The organism is Sulfuriferula sp. (genome assembly GCF_054605375.1).
In genome coordinates, this window is sequence record NZ_JBTSEG010000043.1 from 1 (window position 1) to 17,153 (window position 17,153).

A 17,153-nucleotide genomic window follows, 5' to 3' on the forward strand; every position below is an offset into this window, starting at 1 on the left:
GCTTCGAAATTCCAGCCTTGGTGAAAGCTGAACCCGGCTGCAACATCGAGTTTTCCAACAGAATCGCCGAGAAGCAGACTTCACCTGGGTCCGAGCCAGGCGCATAACACGTGTTTTGATTGGTGCCGGGGGGGGACTCGAACTGTGCCACGCGAGCCTTATTTGACGCAGCATTCCGCAACCATGTGCACCGCGCTACCGTCAAAACTACCGCCACCGCACGCTGGTGTACCCTGGGATCAAAGCAAAAAAATAGATATGAAGGACAGCCCCGGGGTTACTTCCAGCACTCCACCACCAGCGTCCACCTGCGAGCATCCTCGGCCAGATCGGCGGTGTCTTTCTCCCAAGCGAAGAAGCCGGCGCCATCTCGGTAGCCTGCCTTGTGCTTGTCGAGAAACGCCTTGAGCGTCTGCCCACTGATCGCAAAATTCACGTTCTGGCCTATTTCACCTGTCGCTCTGGCCATCTTGCTGTCGGAGAGCTTCATGTTCACCACCCCAACCACTTCACCCTTTTTGTTCAGCACGGGGCTGCCGCTCGAGCCTGGCTGGATCGGCGCGGTAATCTGAAGCTGGTTGGTGTTGTTGCCCAGCCCCGTTAGAGCGCTGACCACACCTGGGGTCAGGTTGCCGCCAGACGACAGCACGGTATTGAGCGGGAAGCCGAACACGACAATGTCCTCCCCCTGGCGCAGGGCTTCCGGCTTTGCCGCGATGGTCGCTGTGGCTTTCACCTTGCCGGGTATCTGGATCAATGCGAGGTCATTGATCTTGTCCTCGGTCGTCAGCTTCGCCACCCCCTCGCGTCCCTCGATCCTCAATTCAGTGCAGCCCTGGACCACATGCTGATTGGTGATGGCCTGACCAGCCTTGCCGACCACGAACAGCGTGCCAGTACCTGTCTTCTGCAGTTTTCCCGTCGACTTGATGCCGCCACCAGCAATTGCTGATTCACGGGCGATGATCTTCCCCGTCTTCCAGGATGACGAAATCCGTTGCGCTTCAGAAACCTCTGCGGGCAAGAGAACTTCCTCTACCTGTACGCGCCATTTTTTTGCGTCCTCCGCCAAATATTCATTGCCCTGCGGATTTGCCGCCGCCAGATTGAACCAGGCATAGGCAAGAACCATATCCAAATTCACGCCATTTCCGGATCCGTATAGCCTGGCCAAATTCGATTGGCCGACCTGTTCCCCTTGCATGGCTGACTTGAGGAACCACTCCGCAGCCTTGGCCGCATCTTTTGGAACTCCAAGACCAGTTGAGTAAGAAACGCCTACGCTATTCTGTGCCTCGGCATCCCCATGTTCAGCAGATTTTCTCCACCACACATATGCCTGGACATCATCTTTAGGCACGCCTTCACCATTGGCATATAGATGGCCCAACTGGTTTTGCGCACCGGCATGCTCTTGCTCCGCGGAAACCAGGAAATATTGAAATGAGGCTTGCTTGTCCTGCTCGACCCCTTTTCCTAGCCGGTAGAGCAAAGCCAGTTCATATGCGGCCTCGGCATGCTTCTGCTTGGCCGCCTTCTCAAACCACTCCGCAGCCTTGGCGGCATCACGCGGTCGCTGTTTCGGTGAGCCCAGGACCTCATCGATTTCAGAAGGTAGCCACAGCATTCCCAACCGATATTGAGCCTCCGCGTTTCCCTGCATCGCGGCCTTTCCGTACCAGTCGGCCGCTTTGTCGAGATCGATCAGTGGGTCTTTCCGCTTTGAAGCAATCGCGCCTTCCGGCAACTTCACGGCCCAGACCATGCCCACCTCATAAGCCCGCCCCATTTCAAGCTGTGCGATCGGGTCTCCCGCTTCCGCCTTCTGGCGAAACGTGGCCAGCTTCTTCTCAAAAGCCGCTTTGTGGTCGGCAGCCGTAAGGACGGCGCGCTCCTTCTCTGAAGGCGGCTTTGAATCGCAGCCAGCCAGGAATAGGCCGGACACAACAACCGGCAAGGCCACTATCCTGGCCAGGCCCAAAATCTGGCTCTGTCGCATTTCTACACTCCCCCCTGATCATTTTTATCTTTCGCTTCAACGACTATTTACCACAGCTTGCCAGTTGCCCGGGAAAACCTGGCGGACCGTGTTCAGACCACGAGCGGACACAAGGCGTTGGCGTCCGGATGGCGGCTTAGCCTTAAGGCATCAACATTGGAGGTCAGCCATGGCAAGGAAACGTCGTAGAGGAAGCATCGCCGACGCGCTCAATGCGTTCGCATCGACCTACAAACTCACCAGCGGGGTGATGCAGGACCGCGAGATGGCTAAGGTTGCCGACGCCAAACCTGAAGAGGTGGCCAAGGTCAGGGACGCAACCGATGGCGAGATCGCCAGTGCGAAGGCCGAGACTGATGCCATTGCTGCACAGGATGCCCAGACCTTCGGTGAATCTGCCGGCGACTACGGCATGGGTTCGAAGGTGCAGGACGGAACGAGTTTCCGGTATCTGGGGAACGACTATGACACCGCGCCCACGGCCGGGCAGCAGAGCGCGGCGCGTCTGGCTGCCCAGGCCGGCGTGCTGGAAAGATACGGGGACATCAGCGGCGCCGTGAAACTACGCGCAGCCGGTGTTCAGGCCGATGAAACCGAGCGGAGCCGGGAATACCAAGACGACATGCGTTCGGTATTTGCCGGCGGCATTCAAGGGGCGATCGCGAAATCAGGGCAGCCGGCTGCGCGCTCCGCTGCGGGTGGTATTCAAGGGGCGGTAGCCATACCAGGAAAACCCGCGCAGCCAGCTGCGTCTGCGCTTTCCGCTACCCAGCCTACGATTCCAGGCACTCCGCCTACGACATCCGGCTCTCAGCCCTCGCAACCCGGTGCGGCCTCAACACAGAGCACCCAGCAAGCCGATGAGGATGTCGGGCTGGATCGCTATCTGCAGAAAGTGGCGCCGCAAGCAATCCAGACCATGCTGAAACACGGCAGGCCTGAGGACGCGCAGAAGTTTCAGCAGTTCGTCGATTCCGAGCGGGGGCGCACCTATGCGAAGCGCTGGCTTGGCGGTGTCCGCATGCTGTCTATCGGTGACAACCATGGCGCAATCAAGGCGTTCGAGCGGATGTACAACGACCAGACCTATGGTGACGACCGAACAGTGAAGCTGGTGCCGAGTGAAGACGGCAGCCAGTATGCCGTCGAGCAGTACGACCAGGACGGCAATCTGCTGGTCAGTGTGACCAAGAGCACCGCCGACCTGGCGAAGGAGGCAGCCTTGGCGCTGGAGCCGAGTACAGCGGTCAAATTCTTAGCTGAACAGGAAGGCAAGCGCGCAGCAGAGGCTGCGGCTTTGGAGAAGCAGACCCTGATCGAAGATCGCAAGGACGGTAGAGAAACCGTGAAGGATGCGGCGCGTGACCAACGCGATGCGGAGCGCGAAGATCGTCGCGATGCACGTCAGGGCCGCCAACTTGCATCCATGGAGCGCCGCCTGTCGGGTGATCGAATCACGCCGGCACAGGATGCCAACAACAAGGAAATTGACGCGGCGCGCCGGCGCCTCACCGGCATGTCGGCCGATGATGTGCGCCGCAAGACCCAACCATACACCGCGACTGGTCGCGAAAACCCGGACTATGACCCGCAGCTGGCTGCCACCGCACGACTGGCGAATCAACGCAAGGTTGGGGATGACCAGACATTCGATGAGTTCAGCGCCCCGAAGCCCAAGCCAGCCACGCCCCAGACCTTTGATCGCCAGGAGGTGGCGAAGCGCTTCCGCTACGACAAGAGCATGAACGCCTACAAGCTGGGCAAGGACACGCCCAACGGGGTCGAGGTGCTGGACAAGTCCGGCAAGCTGCTCGGCCACTACCGCTGAGTTTGGAGGGAACGCATGCCATTCACCCCGCTGCAAACCACTGAAAAGCGCCGCCGCGAAGATGAGCCGGGCGGTTTCATCCCCTTGGACGATGCGCCTGAGGCAACGCCGGAGAATCCTGCCGTAAAGACCCTGCGCGCAATTGGACAGGTCTACCCGGTAGCCGAGACCGCGGCGAATTTCGCCACCCAGGCCGTGGCCTTGCCGGTCGCTGGCTTGGCTGGACTTGGCGCGCTGGCGACCAATGCGCTGGGGCTGACCGATGCCGATCCGGCCAGCGTGGTGCATGCCGTGGGGAACACACTGACCTATCAGCCGAAATCGGACTTGGGCCAACACCTGACCGAAGCGGCCATGTACCCGTTCACCAAGCTGCAAGAAGCTGGGGAGGCTGCAGGTGACAAAGTTTTCGATGCGACCGGCAGTCCTGCCGCTGCGACTGCGACCCGCACGGTCATCGAGGGTGTCTTGCCAATGGCCATTGTGCCCGCCGCGAAAGGGGCACGGAAGGCCGTATCCCAGGCCGTCGAGCGCAGGGCATTCTCGCCCAGTGAAGCACAGCGCGCCACGCCCGAAGATGCGATCGGCAGCCATATCGATGATGCAATGTCCAAAGATGTCCACATCCGGAGCGAGTATGCCAAGACAACCGAGCCAACTCAGGCGGGAGCGCAGCGCCTGGCGGACGATGCACAGGCGATGTCAGGAGCCGAACCACAAGGATTTCAAGCGCTACGGAGCGAAGGGGATCAAGGTCTGCACGGCGTGGCAGGAGAGCTTCGAGCAGTTCCTGAAGGACATGGGGCGGGCGCCGACGCAACGGCACTGGCTGGGCAGGAGGGACGTGCTGGGGAATTACGAGCCGGGGAATTGCCTCTGGACGACCCAGCCGCCACAGGAGAGGCGCCGCACCTTCTGCAGACGAGTGACGCTGCACGGCCAGACATTGACGGCGGCAGAAGTGGCTCGATTGCCGGGACAGCCGAGCAGGAACACGGTACTGCGCCGGCAGACGCACGGCCTTCTCATGGAGAACCCGCCAGCCGCGAAGTTGTACCGCAGCTCGATGTGGCTGACATTCAACAACGAGACCCTGCCATTGCCGGAATGGGCGCGTCGGATCCGGCTTCCGGCCTCGGTACTATGGGCCAGGCTCAAGCGCGGGTGGCCACTGGATCAGGCCATGACGCCGCGGTTGTTCCGAACCAGAAAAGTGCCCGCTATGCCCTGATCGAAGCCGACACGCTGAAACCTTCGCATGACGCCAACCTGCGCCCGACGCCCGACTATCCGGAAGGCTTGGCGCGGCCTGACTGGACGCGGGAAAATGCGGAACAGCGCGTGCAAGACATCGTGCGCGAGATCGATCCGGCCCGCCTAACGGATTCAGCCGATGACGCAACCGGCGCGCCCATCGTAACCGGGAGCGGTCTTGTCGAGGCAGGCAACGCGCGGGCGATTGCGCTCCAGCGTGTCTACCAGGCAAACGGGGCAAAGGCAGAGGGATACCGGCAATATCTGCGCGAAAACGCCGGCCGCTTTGGCTTGCAGCCCCAGCAGATCGACGCGATGAGAAGGCCTGTGCTGGTGCGCGTGCCAGACCAACCGGATAGCGCAACCCTGTCCGCTAGAACCGAACCCGATACGCTCAACTCCTGGGCACCGGGGGCAAACTATGTGCCGCTGGTTGATGATGCGGTACCGCCTGCCAGCATGGCCAAGACCGTCGCCGACCTACCCGCCCCCATCCGGCGCGAGAACATCATCGCCGATTTCGCCAAGGGGATCGGGACCAGCATTTATGAGGGGCGAGTGAAAGGCCAGAAGCGCCTTGGCTTCTTCCGCCCCCGAAATGAGGAGGTCCGCATCAAGCGGGCCAATGACGTCGAAGTTGCTGCGCATGAGGTCGCTCACCTGATCGATAGTCGCGTGCCAGACATCGCCAACGCCTGGCGCACCGACAAGGCCCTGCGCGAGGAACTGAAGTCGGTCAGCTACGACCAGAAGAACGTGAAAGAGGGCTTCGCCGAGGGCGTGCGACTGTTCCTGACCCAGCCCGATGCCCTGGAAGCGAAGGCGCCGAAGGTCTATGCCTGGCTCGAGTCCTTCACCAACACCCACGAATACGGGCCTGCCCTGCGCAAGGCTCAAGCTGACATGACGGCGTGGTTTGGCCAGGATGCGCTGAACCGCGCGCGCTCCAAGATCGGCACCGAGAAACCACTATCCCAGCATCTCGATGGCCTTTTCGACCGCATGCGCCAGGCGACAGTTGACGATCTGCACGGCATCTACAAGATGGAACGCGACCTTACCGGGAAGATCAGCCCGGCCGGCCCCTATGAATCAGCGCGGCTTTCGCGTGCTGCCGCATCGATTTCCGATGGGGCTGTGCGCTACGGCCACCCGGTGAAGCAGTCGAACGGTTCCTTCACATTCAAGGGCAAGGGCCTGGAAGAAATCCTGAAGCCCGTATCCGAGTCCCTTGACGATGCCATGCTGTACTTCGTCGGGCGGTCCTCCCGTGAGTTGTTGGCACAGGGACGTGAGCATTTGTTCACCCAGGCTGAAATCGACGCCATGCTCAAGCTGGCCACGCCGGAACGGAAAAAGGCCTTTGATGAATATCAGGCCTGGAATCGCGGCGTTCTCGATTTTGCGGAGGCTCAAGGCGTCATTAATTCACAGGCCCGGGCGACGTGGCAACGAACGCAGTACCTGCCGTTTCACCGTGTCGGCCAGTCTGACGGGTTCAAAGGGTCGAAACCTGGCGATTGGAGCGGCGTTAAGGCGCTCACAGGCGGAACCGAGAACATCAAGGACGTGCTGGCCAACATGGTGCAAAACGCCGCGCAGTTGGTCGACAAGGCCGTGAAAAATGAGGCACGCGTGAAGATCGCCGACCTGGCTGACAAGGCCAAGGGAGGCCGGTTCATGGTCAAGATCGACCCCGAGGCACGGCCGGTGAAGATCGATAAGCAGCAAGTGATCGATGCTGCCTTGAAGGCCATGGGCATCAACCGCGCAGAATGGCACGCACAAGGACAGAAGCTCCCGAAGATTGCCGAGAAGGTCATCAAGGAACTGGAAAACAGCCCTGATATGCTGGATTTCATGGTGGGCAACCAGCCGCCGGCCGGCATGAACGTTGTGGCCGTGCTGCGCAACGGAAAACCAGAGTGGTACGAGGTGGGAGACCCCCTGCTCTACCGTGCGCTGTCCAGCATCGACCGCACCAACCAGCATTGGCTCATCAAATGGCTTGGCCTCCCGAAGCGAGTTGGTCAGGCTTCCATCACGCTCACGCCGGATTTCTGGATCGCCAACCTTGCGCGCGACACCATCATGGGCAGCGTCATGAGCCGCTCCGGATTCAGGCCGGTGATCGATTCCCTGCAGGGGATGCGTCTGCGGATGGTCAATGACCCGGTCTACAAGGAGTACATCGCCAACGGCGGCGGCCTGTCCTCGATCTACCTGGACGAAACCAAGCTGCGCGCGAAGATGGAGAAGTTCTACAACCGTCAGGGCATCGATTACCGCACCGTCCTGGACACCCCCGACAAGCTGCTGGGCTTTGTCGAGACCCTGGGGGATGCCTTCGAGATGAGCACCCGCTTGGGTGAATTCAAGAAGGCCTTGGAGGCTGGCGAGAATCCCCGTCATGCGGCCTACCAAGGGCGCGAGGTGTCGACCGATTTTGCAATGCGGGGCGACTCCCAGGCCCTGGGCATGATGTACGACACGGTCATGTTCCTCAAGCCTGCCGTTCTGTCCTGGGATCGTCTGGCGCGCGGTCTTGCCCATGATCCGAACCGCGGCGCCATTGCCATCAAGGCTGGCGCCTTGGCCATGTCATCGGCCGCCCTGTATCTGCTGAATCGTGACGACCCACGCTATCAGGATTTGCCGGACTGGGATCGAGACGCAAACTGGCACTTCTTTGTTGGAGACCAGCATTTCCGCTACCCGAAGATCTGGGAGGTGGGCGCCCTCTCATCCGCGGCAGAGCGCACGGTGGAGCGCACTTTGGATGAGAACCCGGAGAATCTTGGCAAGGACTTCGCGCGCATCCTGGGCGCCACCTTCAACCTGAATCTGATGCCGCAGATCATGGCCCCTATCTACGAGCAGGCGACCAATCGCAACGGATTTACCGGCGCGCCGATCGAAACCCCGGGCATGGAAAACATGCAGCCATTCTTGCGCGCCAAGCCGGGCACCAGCGAGACCATGAAGGCCATTGGCATGTCCACCGCTGACATGCCTGAAAGCCTACAGGTCAACCCGGCCCGCACCGAGGCCCTGCTGCGTGGGTATTTCAACACCTGGGCCATGTACGGCCTGATGTTGTCCGACCAGGCGTTTTTCCATGATCAGCTGCCCGAGAAGCGGACGGATGAATTGCCTGTGGTTCGCCGCTTCTATGCCGAGGAACCGGCCAGGCATACCAAGTACGAAGAACAGTTCTACGACCTGCTGGAGGAATCCAAGCGACTGCGAGGCACGATGCGTGAGCTTGATCGCATTGGCCGCCAGGACATTGCCGACCGCAAGGAGCAGGACGAACTGGGCCAGGAGGCCAAACCACTCGAGCGCGCCGCGAAGAATCTGCAGGAGATCAACGCCGAAATGCGACTGGTCCGGCGAGACTCAAGCCTGGGTCCGGAAGACAAACGCGCGCGCCTGGACGAACTGACCATCGAGCGCAATGCGCTGATCAAGGCCACTGTGCAGGATGCGGAGGGATCGATGAAGGCGCGAGAGCAAACCCCATGAACCAAGGAGAGACCGTGATGAAACCAACCAAGCCAACCAAGCAGAAGCCGGCCAAAGTGCCCGGAAACAAAGCCCTGGAACGTGCGGTGAAGCAGGTCATAAAAGCGATGAAACCGGCCAAGAAAGCAGCCTGATGCCTGGTAAGGGTGAATTGCTGGAGAAGTACCAGCGCTACTTCAGGGAGCCTGACCACGGAAATGTCAGGGTGGAGGAAATTGCTGGCCTGACCTGTGGCGCCAGGAGCAAGCGTACCGGCAAGCCATGCCAGAAAAAGGACATCTTCATAAACGGCCGTTGCCGATTCCATGGCGGGCTTTCCACTGGTCCGCGCACCGAATCAGGGAAGCAGGCCTCCAGACAGAACGGCAAGAAGGGTGGTCGACCACGCAAGGATGCACTGCGCGCGATCAGGCAGGAGCCGGGCCCCATGGTGAGCCCAAGGCTACGGCAAGGGTCTGGCGGAGATAACTGCCCACATACAGCGTCCAGACAAGGCGGAAGGCTGTTGAAACATGTCCTGGTTGCGGCCGAAAATTCGCTGGCCGAGTCGCGCGCCAGCGGCATTGCCAGGCGCAGGCTCTCCGGCAACTGCGGGGCGGAAGGCAAACCAGATCAGATTGAGACCGGTCTACTTGGGAAACCTGACCCCATGAAAGCCTCAAAGAACCTTACTTTTGTTGACCACAGAAGTCCACAGCCAGAAAGCGGCCAAGCACTTCGATGCTGCGCCGACTGTGCCAATCTGTCAGCAGCTCACACCTGCATGGTTGGAGAAGTTGGTAACTGGCGATTATGGGCGCGTCACCACTGTGGGGCATTTGCCAGGAGCCAGTGGTTTCAGTAGATCCCCGGCGCACGGCCCGGGGGGGGGCTTATTCGCTGGTATCCAAGGATGCGGTATCCAGCAAAGTATCCATGGTTACACGCGAAGTTGCATCGAAAGACCGTGTAACAAGATGTTGTAACAAGTCCTGTGACAAGAATGACGCCTGTTACAGAGAAAGAAGGCGCTGGTTACCAAGGACGCGGTTACCAGAACAGTTACCAAGAAATGATCTGGTAACAGAAAACGAACAGGTCGAGGCCAACGCCGAGCTGCAGGCCAAGGACATCACGCGCCACCGTGGTCTGGTGTCCAAGCTGTTCGCGGCGGCATTACTTAATCGCCGCCCAATTGGGCTCGAAATCCTTCTCTGTCGCGGCCTTGGTTTTGCCAGCCCCGAGAACCTGTTCGGCGTGCGCTCGAAGAACCACGATGCTACCGTCCGGCCGCACGCGGTGCTCGATACCCATATGCCGCAGCACACGCGCCTGAGCATCGCGCCGTGTGCGGCCTGTCAGTTGCTGTAGTTCTTCGGACGTCAGGATCATGGCTGCTGTTTGAACAGCATGCGCGCGAACGCCTCAGCCCCCGATAGCGGCGGCTTGCCTACGCTGGTGACGCGGATCGTTGCTGGGCGTTTGCCAGGTGCTTTGCGTGGCGCTTGTTTTTTGGGCTTGGTCTCAGTGGTCATGCTCAACCTCCTACGAATACAGGTGTTCGGGTCAGGGGCGGCCGGATGCTGTAACAACTGCTGTAACACCCTTCCGCCCCGCTTTTGCATGAGCCCGTCAGGCGACGGTTTTATGGGCCTTCGCATTCGCAACTGCAACGGCTGCCATACAACCAGCGCCCACGCGCGCGGCCAGCTCGTTCATGCGATCGCGGGTACCATGCAGCACAAGCGAAGCAGCCACAAGCTCTTCATCCTCGCTGCGCTCATGATCGGCGATCAGGCATTCTGCGGCGCGCAAATTGGCGGCGAGAACATTGAGCGTGTCCTGGATTTCGTCGTTGAAAGAAGCGAGTTCGGTAGAATTGGTGATAGCCATGATTGATCTCCTATTTAGATCGATTGCGGTTAGGGCTGGCCCAGTGTTGGCGCACCAAGTCAGCCCGCTTTCCCGGTGAACCGCACCGGGGACGGTGGTTAAGTGCTGGCAGCCTCCCGGATGGCATCGACCGCCCACTGATTCAGGCTTTTGCCATGTGCAGCCGCTGCGACAGTCGCAGCCTCATGCGTCTCAGGATCCAGGCGCAGAATGAACTTTCCAGAGAAGTGTTTGCGCGGCTCGACGCCATCATCAGCGCAGGCTTCCAGGAATGCCTTGAGCGATTTCTCTCCTTCGCGCAGTAATCCTTTCACTTCCTTGGCGTAGAAGTAGTCCCCGCCGGTCAGGCTTGGGAATTCCCCCCGAAACATCTTGATTTCGGGATCGTAGGCGATCACGGCTCGGTATCCGTTGATGGTCATCACGTTGATCATGAATCATATGGTATCAAAAAACAGTATCATGTAAAGCCGTCCCTGCAAATTTTTTGGCACGGCGGAACTGGCGCGCGAAGCTATCCCGCTTGATGTCTATCATCCGATCACCGTCAACGTAGGTCAGAAGGTCGGCTGCGGAGTCATGATCGGCGATCACAGGATCCATGCCGGCCAAGCTCGCCAACAGGTCGAAGTAATCGGCTGCCGTTGCGTCTGGCTGTCTTGCCTGGTACTCAACCATCATGCGAGTAAGGATCGAACGTGCCACCCCGGGCCTGCGCGCCCTGGAGTTTCGCCAGGCGCCAACAACCTCGAACCCGGCCCGCAGGAACAGGCTGGCAAGCCCATGCGCTTTCGCGTGCAACACAGCCATGGCGCAAATGGCCGTCCATGGATCACGTCGGTCGCCACGTCGATGCAGGCAGCCCAGCAAATCCTCAACCGCGGCACCATCCAATTCCGCGCCCCGCTCGATCATCTGCGCCAGGCGTGCGCGGCCAGCCTCGATCTCTGCCGGCGTGCAGGCGGCCAGCCGCCACCTCGCTGCGGCAAGGATCTCGGCATCGCCGATCAGACGGCGCTCAGTTGATGCTGGCACCCGTTCTCTCACGACTTGCCAGTACATCATTCCCCACCACTCTGTTCAGATGGGGCGCCATGTCTGCCCGCATCGACTTGATCTTGGCATCCAACGCCATAATCGCAATCGTTAGCCCGGCGCAGTTGTCATTGCCATAGAAATTGGTGAGGGCCAGAAGCTGGTCTGCATCGTTTTGCAAAATACTGAGGCAGGCGTCAAGCATCTGGGCAACGCACGTCGCGTCGGCGGCGGCGAGCTCTTCGTGGCTCAGGACGGGGTTATTCATCTTTGCACATCCAGCCAGTCACCGCTCATGGGTGGAATCCTCACCTCAACCTGGAACCCAAGTTGCCAAAGGCGGTACGCTGCGGCATAGGCTGCCTTCTGGCCGGTAAAGCTCTCGTCGTTGTCGGCAAAGATGCTGACGCGCCTCACACCCGCGGGTGGAATGAAGGTTTCGATGCCATGGGCGCTGATGCACGACCAGACCGGAACAGAAAACAGCGCAGAGGCCGCCAGAGCGGTTTCGATTCCCTCCGCTATGCCCAGCCATTCCCCCGCATCGAAAAGTCGAATGGCAGCACCGGAAACTGATTTTCCTGGCATGAGCTTCTTGGGTGATGGAACCGGCGCCTTACCGCCGTCCTTCAGGAAAGTACGATGGATGGTCACGGCCTTCCCATCCTGGCCCGTGACCAGGGCAAGCATGGCCGGGAACTTGCCAAGGAATCGATCGCCGTCCATGTAGACGAGACCGGGATGCAATTTCAGCGATTTCGGCGGCGTCTCGATTGCCAGCCCCCTCCCTGCCAGGTAGACCATGGCATCGTCGCCTCGCACCAACGGAGACGCCTCCTCAGACCACGTCCGCTTGAGCTTCGCCATCTTCTGGACGTCATCCGCTGCCGGTGTGGCCTGAACAGGTTGGACGACGCCTGCCGCCTGCTCAATCTCGCGGGCGGCCTCTTTGAAGCTGCAGCCCTTCAGACCCATCACCAAGGCGACACCATCACCGGCGCCGCAGTGTGTGCAGAACCACGTGCCCCGGCCCTCCTTGTCGTCGAAGCGGAAGCGGTCACGCCCGCCGCACATCGGGCAGGCGCCGTGTTTACCTGACAGCGCCTTGTCGGTCAGGCCAAAGCTCGCCAGAATGCCGCGCCACTTGCCGACTGAAATTTCGCGCACCTTAGGCTGCATCGCGCACCTCCCGGCCTTTGGCGAAACGGATCTGGCGCGACTTCACCCACCTGGTCAGCTCCGGAGTCGGGGGCCGGGGGATGAAATAAAGGTCGCGTGGCCACACCCCAAAGTAGGCGCGATACTGGTTGGAAACCCATCCGGCCTTGTACCCGTGTTGGTCTGCAATAAATGCCAGTCCAGAGTAAACGGCCTGTTTCTCGGCATGGGTGGCCCTGCCTTTCGTCCGCGTAAACTCGACCAGATCACCGGCCTGGGTAGTGACATCGTTCTGGCGTTCGGGCGCAAACCCGCATGCCGGACAGGCGTGCACCTTGGGTGGCTTCACGTAGGCGCAGGACGGGCACTTCTTCGGCTCGGCCGGCTTCGGCTTGCCAGCTTTGCCGTGTTTCGGCTTGCCATCGCAGAGCTCAAGCGGCAAGTCGTCTGTCGGGTATCCGAGTTGCAACGCTGATCCGGAGTGGTCAAGGATGATGCCCTTGGACTTGCCCGGGTACGGCCGCAGGATGCGCCCGGCCATCTGCACCCAGCGAATCAAGCTGCGCGTGGGCCGCGCCAGGATCATGACCTCACAGGCCGGAAAATCCCACCCTTCAGTCAGGATGCCGACGTTGCTGATGACCTTGGTCTCGCCGGACTCGACCCGCTGCAGAATCGCTGCACGCTCATCTTCCTCGGTGTAGGCGTCGACATGCTCAGCCTTCACCCCTGCCGCGTTGAATGCATCAGCGATATGCTTGCTGTGGGCAATGTTGGTGGCGAAGCAAACCGTAGGCTTGTCGTTCGCCAGCTTCTGCCAGTGGATGACGATGTCGCCCACCAGGGATGGCTTGTCCACGGCGCCGGCCAGGTCGCTCTCGGAATAGTCCATCTCACCGAAGGCATTACGCGTCAACCGCACACCTGAAAGGTCCGGTTCAGCGGGCGCAAAGATCGCGCAATCCACGAGATACCCAAGGCCGATCAGTTCCCGGATGGTGGCCGCCTTCACAATGCCCTGGAACAGGGGCTCACCACCGAGCTCAGGGTAAGACTGCCCCAGCCCTCGACTGAACGGCGTGGCGGTAAGGCCAATGACCGGCAGGGCATTGTTCTGGAACAACACGCGCCGATAGTCCTGGCTGCCAGCAACCGCATGCGCCTCGTCGATCACGATCACATCCACATCCGGCAGGCGCCGACGGGAAACGGTCTGGATTGAGCAGACAATCACGGGCTGATCCAGCCCGCGCGTATTTTCACCCTGAAGGATTCCGTGTGCGATGCCGGCCTGCGACAGGCGCTTGGATGTTTGCCCGACCAAGCCGATGCGGTTGGCGATGAACGCCACTCGCTTGCCGCGACGTAGCGCTCCCCGGATTAATTCGATGCCGATAATGGTCTTTCCTGCCCCCGTGGGGGCGTAGACGATCTGGCGCAGCTTGCCGGAGGCCAGATTGACGCGGGCCTCCTGGATGGCGGCGGTCTGATATGGCCTCAGCTCCATGTCACCCCCTCGTCACCCTGCCCAGCCAGGTTTTCAGCGCTGCCCCCCTTAGTACTATTTGAGGCCCGTAGAAACTTCTCTCTGGCTAGGGTGCCGACGTCATGGCTAGGGTTTACTGCTCTCTGTTTACTGCTTACTGATTCGGGGATGTCTTTCGGGAAGGCTTCGCGGAAGGCTTTGCGGAAGCCTTCGCTCAAGCCTTCCGCATAGTCTCTCAATCCAGCAATGGCGCGGGCTTTAAGCTCGCACTCGGGGATGTACTCGACCTGTTTTGACCAGTTGCGCAGCACGTTGGGTGACTCTGCCGACTGGTACCTGAGGAAGTTCGGCAGCCATATGCAGCATGCCCCCCGATCATCCTTCGCCAAACCTTGCGACAAGACTTCATCGAAGGCTTCCGCGAAGGCTTCGATGTCCATCTTGAGTTCCGCAGCAAGGCCCTGAGGGGTCGCACGCATCGCGCCCAAGGCCGTCATCTGTGGGTGGGTGATAAGGAACAGGAAGATCAGCTTGCCGCTGTTGGACAAAGCGATAAATTTCGCGTCGTTCCAGATCCGAACATCGATCTTGCGGTAGTGGGCCATGGTTATGCCTCCCACCACATACTGGCCAGGCGCACGTCAGCAGAGAATTTCCAGGCAGCCGCGCCTAGCCTCTTATGATGGCTTCCTGCGTTGCGTTTCCTCTGCGCCCCGGTCGGCCTGCCAGCCTTACCCGGGGCGTTTCCATTGGCGGCTCTCATCACGCCGCCCTTTTGTCGGCAGCGCGCAGGTCGCCAAGCGTCCAACGAGTGCAGTTCGGGCCGATCTTGTGAGGTGCAGGAATCACTCCGCCGCGCACCCACCTCCAAACCGTGTTGATACTGACACCCTTCCAGCCAGCCACTTCGCGCGCGCTCAATTTCGCCGAATCAGGCAGCGTGTCGAGGTTTTCCGGGATGTAACGCTTTGCCATCACTTGATCTCCTAAAAGCACCTGGGTGGCGCTGATTTGGGCGACTTTATGAGGCTAGGCACGGACCTGTACGGCTAAGCTTCGGAAATTATTGGTTGATACAAGACTGGAGAAATTCGCCCGTATCCCATCACTCACGCGGGTTTCAAGGCACACGGCCGCTCCGGAGAACGCGGGTTTTATTGGGCATGGGCTTTCGGTCGGCCAGGCACAAAAAAGCCGACATTGCGTCGGCCAGATTCTGAATGGTTGGTTACTCTGTACTGTGTAGCCTCAATTTGGGCTCTATCCTTGTTTCCGTCTTCAGCCCGAGTTGATGGCGCGTCAAGGCCTCGCGCGTGAGCATGATCTTGTTCACCCGGTTGCGTGTCACGTTCAACCCCCACTCGCGCAGGACACGCTCCTGGGTGGCCGGCTGCGGCGATCCAGTGAGGGCCGTAAGCTCTTCGTCTGTCAGAAATAGGCTCAGATCAGATTGCATCGATGTGGTCAGGCGGCGGTTTTCCCATGCAGCGGGATGACGTCAGCCCCCGCTTTCAGCTTGTCCAGGTAGTCCGCCCATACCTGCATCATCTTGCGGCGTTCGCCCAGGTGCGCGGTGCGGTTGTAGGCGCGGCCGTTCGGATCCTTCACGGCGTGCGCCAGCTGGTGCTCAATGAAGTCGGGGCGAAAGCCGAGTTCTTCGTCGAGCAGGGTGCGGGCCACGGCGCGCCAGCCATGGGCGGTCATTTCGTCCTTGGTGAAGCCCAGCCGGCGCAGGGCGCCGTTGACGGTGTTCTCGCTCATCGGTCGCGAGCCGCCGCGTTCCGATGGGAAGACGTAGCGGCCACGGCCGGTGAGCTTCTGCAGCTCGAGCAGGATCACCACGGCCTGCGTGGACAGCGGGACGATATGATCAGCGCCCATCTTCATCTTGCGGCCGGCAATGCTCCACGTCGCGCCGTCGAGGTCGATCTCTTCCCATTCGGCATGCCTCAGTTCGCCAGGGCGCACGAAGGTCAACGCGGAGAGTTTCAGGGCGCACAGGGTGACGAAGCCGCCGGTGAACCCATCGATGGCACGCATGAGACCGCCCACGGCCTGCGGGCTGGTGATGGCGGCATGGTGGCGGGTTTCCCGCTGGGTGATAACCAAGCCGAGGTCGATGCTGGCCGAAACGTCACGCTCGACCATGCCGTGGCTGTCCGCATAGCGCAGGGTGCGGCCGATGTAGTTGAACACCCGCCGCGCGATGTCGAGCGCGCCGCGGCGTTCGATGCGCCGGATCACGTCGAGCACGTCGGCTGCCGCGATCTCCGAAACCGGCCGCGCCCCGATCCACGGGAAAACGTCCTGTTCCAGCCGGGTCATGGTCTTGTCGCGCGTGGTCTGCGCCTTGTCGGCGTAGGCCTTGCCAAACCATGAGCGCGCTACGGCCTCGAAGCTGTTGGCTGCGCATTCGGCACGGCGGGCCTTGGTGGCTTTCTTGAGCGCGGCCGGGTCGATGCCATCGGCCAACAGCTTGCGGGCGTCGTCGAGCTTTTCACGGGCGCGCGCCAAAGTGACGTCGGGATAGATACCCAAGGCCAGTGTCTTGCGCTTGCCACCGAAGCGATAATCCACCCTCCAATACTTGCCGGCAGCATTCACCAGAAGATACAAGCCCTTGCCGTCTGCCATCTTGAAAGGCTTGTCGGACAGCTTGGCTTTCTTGATTCCGGTATCGGTCAGCATGGAAACACCCCCATAAAGTGACGGTAGGCGATCCGGTCTGGCACAACCTACCGCCATAGCTACCGCCAAAAAGTCGGTATTTCCATGTTATGCGATGTTATGCAGTGAAACAATAGACAGCCCATGAGGCCAGTATTTACCTTGGGTTTAGGCGCTGCATGTTATTGGGTGATACGCCTACTTGGTGCCCGGGGGGGGACTCGAACCCCCACAGTGTTACCACCGGCGGATTTTGAATCCGCTGCGTCTACCGATTCCGCCACCCGGGCAAAGGGACCGGACGCGAACGCGCCCGGCGACAGAAGCCG

Annotated in this window: 16 protein-coding genes and 1 tRNA gene; 3 read left to right on the forward strand and 14 right to left on the reverse strand. The window is 60.5% G+C overall.

The genetic code is table 11. The features are described from left to right. Nucleotides 1–277: 277 nt before the first annotated feature. On the reverse strand, nt 278–1,999 hold the full coding sequence (locus tag ACYCZJ_RS15465; RefSeq protein ID WP_461555122.1) for a trypsin-like peptidase domain-containing protein: 1,722 nt from the start codon (nt 1,997–1,999) through the stop codon (nt 278–280). Between the two features lie 169 nt (nt 2,000–2,168). Here ACYCZJ_RS15465 and ACYCZJ_RS15470 point away from each other — a divergent pair, with 169 nt between their 5' ends. The 3 genes from ACYCZJ_RS15470 to ACYCZJ_RS15480 all read left to right on the forward strand — a co-directional run bounded on the left by ACYCZJ_RS15470 (nt 2,169) and on the right by ACYCZJ_RS15480 (nt 9,450). Further along, entirely contained in the window at nt 2,169–3,827 is a 1,659-nt protein-coding gene (locus ACYCZJ_RS15470; RefSeq protein WP_461555123.1) for a hypothetical protein, read from the forward strand. Nucleotides 3,828–3,842: 15 nt separating this feature from the next. Continuing rightward, nucleotides 3,843–8,606 carry an LPD38 domain-containing protein gene (locus ACYCZJ_RS15475; protein WP_461555124.1) on the forward strand — a complete coding sequence of 1,588 codons (4,764 nt, stop codon included), beginning with the start codon at nt 3,843–3,845 and terminating at the stop codon, nt 8,604–8,606. A 133-nt stretch (nt 8,607–8,739) separates the two neighbouring features. Then, nucleotides 8,740–9,450 (forward strand): HGGxSTG domain-containing protein, encoded by a 711-nt coding sequence (locus tag ACYCZJ_RS15480; RefSeq protein WP_461555125.1) that lies wholly within the window; start codon nt 8,740–8,742, stop codon nt 9,448–9,450. A gap of 311 nt (nt 9,451–9,761) precedes the next feature. Here the strand turns inward: ACYCZJ_RS15480 and ACYCZJ_RS15485 are convergent, their stop codons facing one another. From ACYCZJ_RS15485 to ACYCZJ_RS15545, 13 genes are all read right to left on the reverse strand, one after another. After that, nucleotides 9,762–9,977: a DUF4224 domain-containing protein gene (locus ACYCZJ_RS15485; RefSeq protein ID WP_461555126.1), complete on the reverse strand. Its 216-nt coding sequence runs from the start codon at nt 9,975–9,977 to the stop codon at nt 9,762–9,764. Then, nucleotides 9,974–10,120: a hypothetical protein gene (locus ACYCZJ_RS15490; protein ID WP_461555127.1), complete on the reverse strand. Its 147-nt coding sequence runs from the start codon at nt 10,118–10,120 to the stop codon at nt 9,974–9,976. The genes ACYCZJ_RS15485 and ACYCZJ_RS15490 overlap by 4 nt, the downstream gene beginning before the upstream one ends. Before the next feature lie 97 nt (nt 10,121–10,217). Continuing rightward, nucleotides 10,218–10,478 (reverse strand): hypothetical protein, encoded by a 261-nt coding sequence (locus ACYCZJ_RS15495; RefSeq protein ID WP_461555128.1) that lies wholly within the window; start codon nt 10,476–10,478, stop codon nt 10,218–10,220. A 98-nt stretch (nt 10,479–10,576) separates the two neighbouring features. Continuing rightward, nucleotides 10,577–10,900, reverse strand: coding sequence for a type II toxin-antitoxin system HicB family antitoxin (locus tag ACYCZJ_RS15500; protein WP_461555129.1), 324 nt, complete (start codon nt 10,898–10,900; stop codon nt 10,577–10,579). Between the two features lie 25 nt (nt 10,901–10,925). Beyond that, nucleotides 10,926–11,513 (reverse strand): hypothetical protein, encoded by a 588-nt coding sequence (locus ACYCZJ_RS15505; RefSeq protein WP_461555130.1) that lies wholly within the window; start codon nt 11,511–11,513, stop codon nt 10,926–10,928. After that, on the reverse strand, nt 11,497–11,781 hold the full coding sequence (locus tag ACYCZJ_RS15510) for a hypothetical protein (protein ID WP_461555131.1): 285 nt from the start codon (nt 11,779–11,781) through the stop codon (nt 11,497–11,499). The genes ACYCZJ_RS15505 and ACYCZJ_RS15510 overlap by 17 nt, the downstream gene beginning before the upstream one ends. After that, entirely contained in the window at nt 11,778–12,692 is a 915-nt protein-coding gene (locus tag ACYCZJ_RS15515; RefSeq protein ID WP_461555132.1) for a DUF7146 domain-containing protein, read from the reverse strand. The genes ACYCZJ_RS15510 and ACYCZJ_RS15515 overlap by 4 nt, the downstream gene beginning before the upstream one ends. After that, the gene (locus ACYCZJ_RS15520) at nt 12,682–14,178 is read right to left on the reverse strand and encodes a DEAD/DEAH box helicase (protein ID WP_461555133.1); all 1,497 of its coding nucleotides are present in this window, start codon (nt 14,176–14,178) and stop codon (nt 12,682–12,684) included. Before ACYCZJ_RS15520 ends, ACYCZJ_RS15515 begins: the two co-directional genes overlap by 11 nt. After that, nucleotides 14,169–14,762: a hypothetical protein gene (locus tag ACYCZJ_RS15525; RefSeq protein WP_461555134.1), complete on the reverse strand. Its 594-nt coding sequence runs from the start codon at nt 14,760–14,762 to the stop codon at nt 14,169–14,171. Before ACYCZJ_RS15525 ends, ACYCZJ_RS15520 begins: the two co-directional genes overlap by 10 nt. 157 nt (nt 14,763–14,919) lie before the next feature. Continuing rightward, entirely contained in the window at nt 14,920–15,132 is a 213-nt protein-coding gene (locus ACYCZJ_RS15530; RefSeq protein WP_461555135.1) for a helix-turn-helix transcriptional regulator, read from the reverse strand. Between the two features lie 253 nt (nt 15,133–15,385). After that, complete coding sequence (locus ACYCZJ_RS15535) at nt 15,386–15,613, reverse strand: DUF4224 domain-containing protein (RefSeq protein ID WP_461555136.1); 228 nt, start codon at nt 15,611–15,613, stop codon at nt 15,386–15,388. An 8-nt stretch (nt 15,614–15,621) separates the two neighbouring features. Further along, nucleotides 15,622–16,845 carry a tyrosine-type recombinase/integrase gene (locus tag ACYCZJ_RS15540; RefSeq protein WP_461555137.1) on the reverse strand — a complete coding sequence of 408 codons (1,224 nt, stop codon included), beginning with the start codon at nt 16,843–16,845 and terminating at the stop codon, nt 15,622–15,624. Between the two features lie 182 nt (nt 16,846–17,027). Further along, nucleotides 17,028–17,114: transfer RNA gene (locus ACYCZJ_RS15545), tRNA-Leu, on the reverse strand. Nucleotides 17,115–17,153 lie beyond the last annotated feature (39 nt).

What these genes read in the sequence shown, in the direction of transcription:
- ACYCZJ_RS15465 (WP_461555122.1), bottom strand. Translation starts at nt 1,999, where the DNA reads ATGCGACAGAGCCAGATTTTGGGCCTGGCCAGGATAGTGGCCTTGCCG.
- ACYCZJ_RS15470 (WP_461555123.1), top strand. Translation starts at nt 2,169, where the DNA reads ATGGCAAGGAAACGTCGTAGAGGAAGCATCGCCGACGCGCTCAATGCG.
- ACYCZJ_RS15475 (WP_461555124.1), top strand. Translation starts at nt 3,843, where the DNA reads ATGCCATTCACCCCGCTGCAAACCACTGAAAAGCGCCGCCGCGAAGAT.
- ACYCZJ_RS15480 (WP_461555125.1), top strand. Translation starts at nt 8,740, where the DNA reads ATGCCTGGTAAGGGTGAATTGCTGGAGAAGTACCAGCGCTACTTCAGG.
- ACYCZJ_RS15485 (WP_461555126.1), bottom strand. Translation starts at nt 9,977, where the DNA reads ATGATCCTGACGTCCGAAGAACTACAGCAACTGACAGGCCGCACACGG.
- ACYCZJ_RS15490 (WP_461555127.1), bottom strand. Translation starts at nt 10,120, where the DNA reads ATGACCACTGAGACCAAGCCCAAAAAACAAGCGCCACGCAAAGCACCT.
- ACYCZJ_RS15495 (WP_461555128.1), bottom strand. Translation starts at nt 10,478, where the DNA reads ATGGCTATCACCAATTCTACCGAACTCGCTTCTTTCAACGACGAAATC.
- ACYCZJ_RS15500 (WP_461555129.1), bottom strand. Translation starts at nt 10,900, where the DNA reads ATGACCATCAACGGATACCGAGCCGTGATCGCCTACGATCCCGAAATC.
- ACYCZJ_RS15510 (WP_461555131.1), bottom strand. Translation starts at nt 11,781, where the DNA reads ATGAATAACCCCGTCCTGAGCCACGAAGAGCTCGCCGCCGCCGACGCG.
- ACYCZJ_RS15515 (WP_461555132.1), bottom strand. Translation starts at nt 12,692, where the DNA reads ATGCAGCCTAAGGTGCGCGAAATTTCAGTCGGCAAGTGGCGCGGCATT.
- ACYCZJ_RS15520 (WP_461555133.1), bottom strand. Translation starts at nt 14,178, where the DNA reads ATGGAGCTGAGGCCATATCAGACCGCCGCCATCCAGGAGGCCCGCGTC.
- ACYCZJ_RS15525 (WP_461555134.1), bottom strand. Translation starts at nt 14,762, where the DNA reads ATGGCCCACTACCGCAAGATCGATGTTCGGATCTGGAACGACGCGAAA.
- ACYCZJ_RS15530 (WP_461555135.1), bottom strand. Translation starts at nt 15,132, where the DNA reads ATGGCAAAGCGTTACATCCCGGAAAACCTCGACACGCTGCCTGATTCG.
- ACYCZJ_RS15535 (WP_461555136.1), bottom strand. Translation starts at nt 15,613, where the DNA reads ATGCAATCTGATCTGAGCCTATTTCTGACAGACGAAGAGCTTACGGCC.
- ACYCZJ_RS15540 (WP_461555137.1), bottom strand. Translation starts at nt 16,845, where the DNA reads ATGCTGACCGATACCGGAATCAAGAAAGCCAAGCTGTCCGACAAGCCT.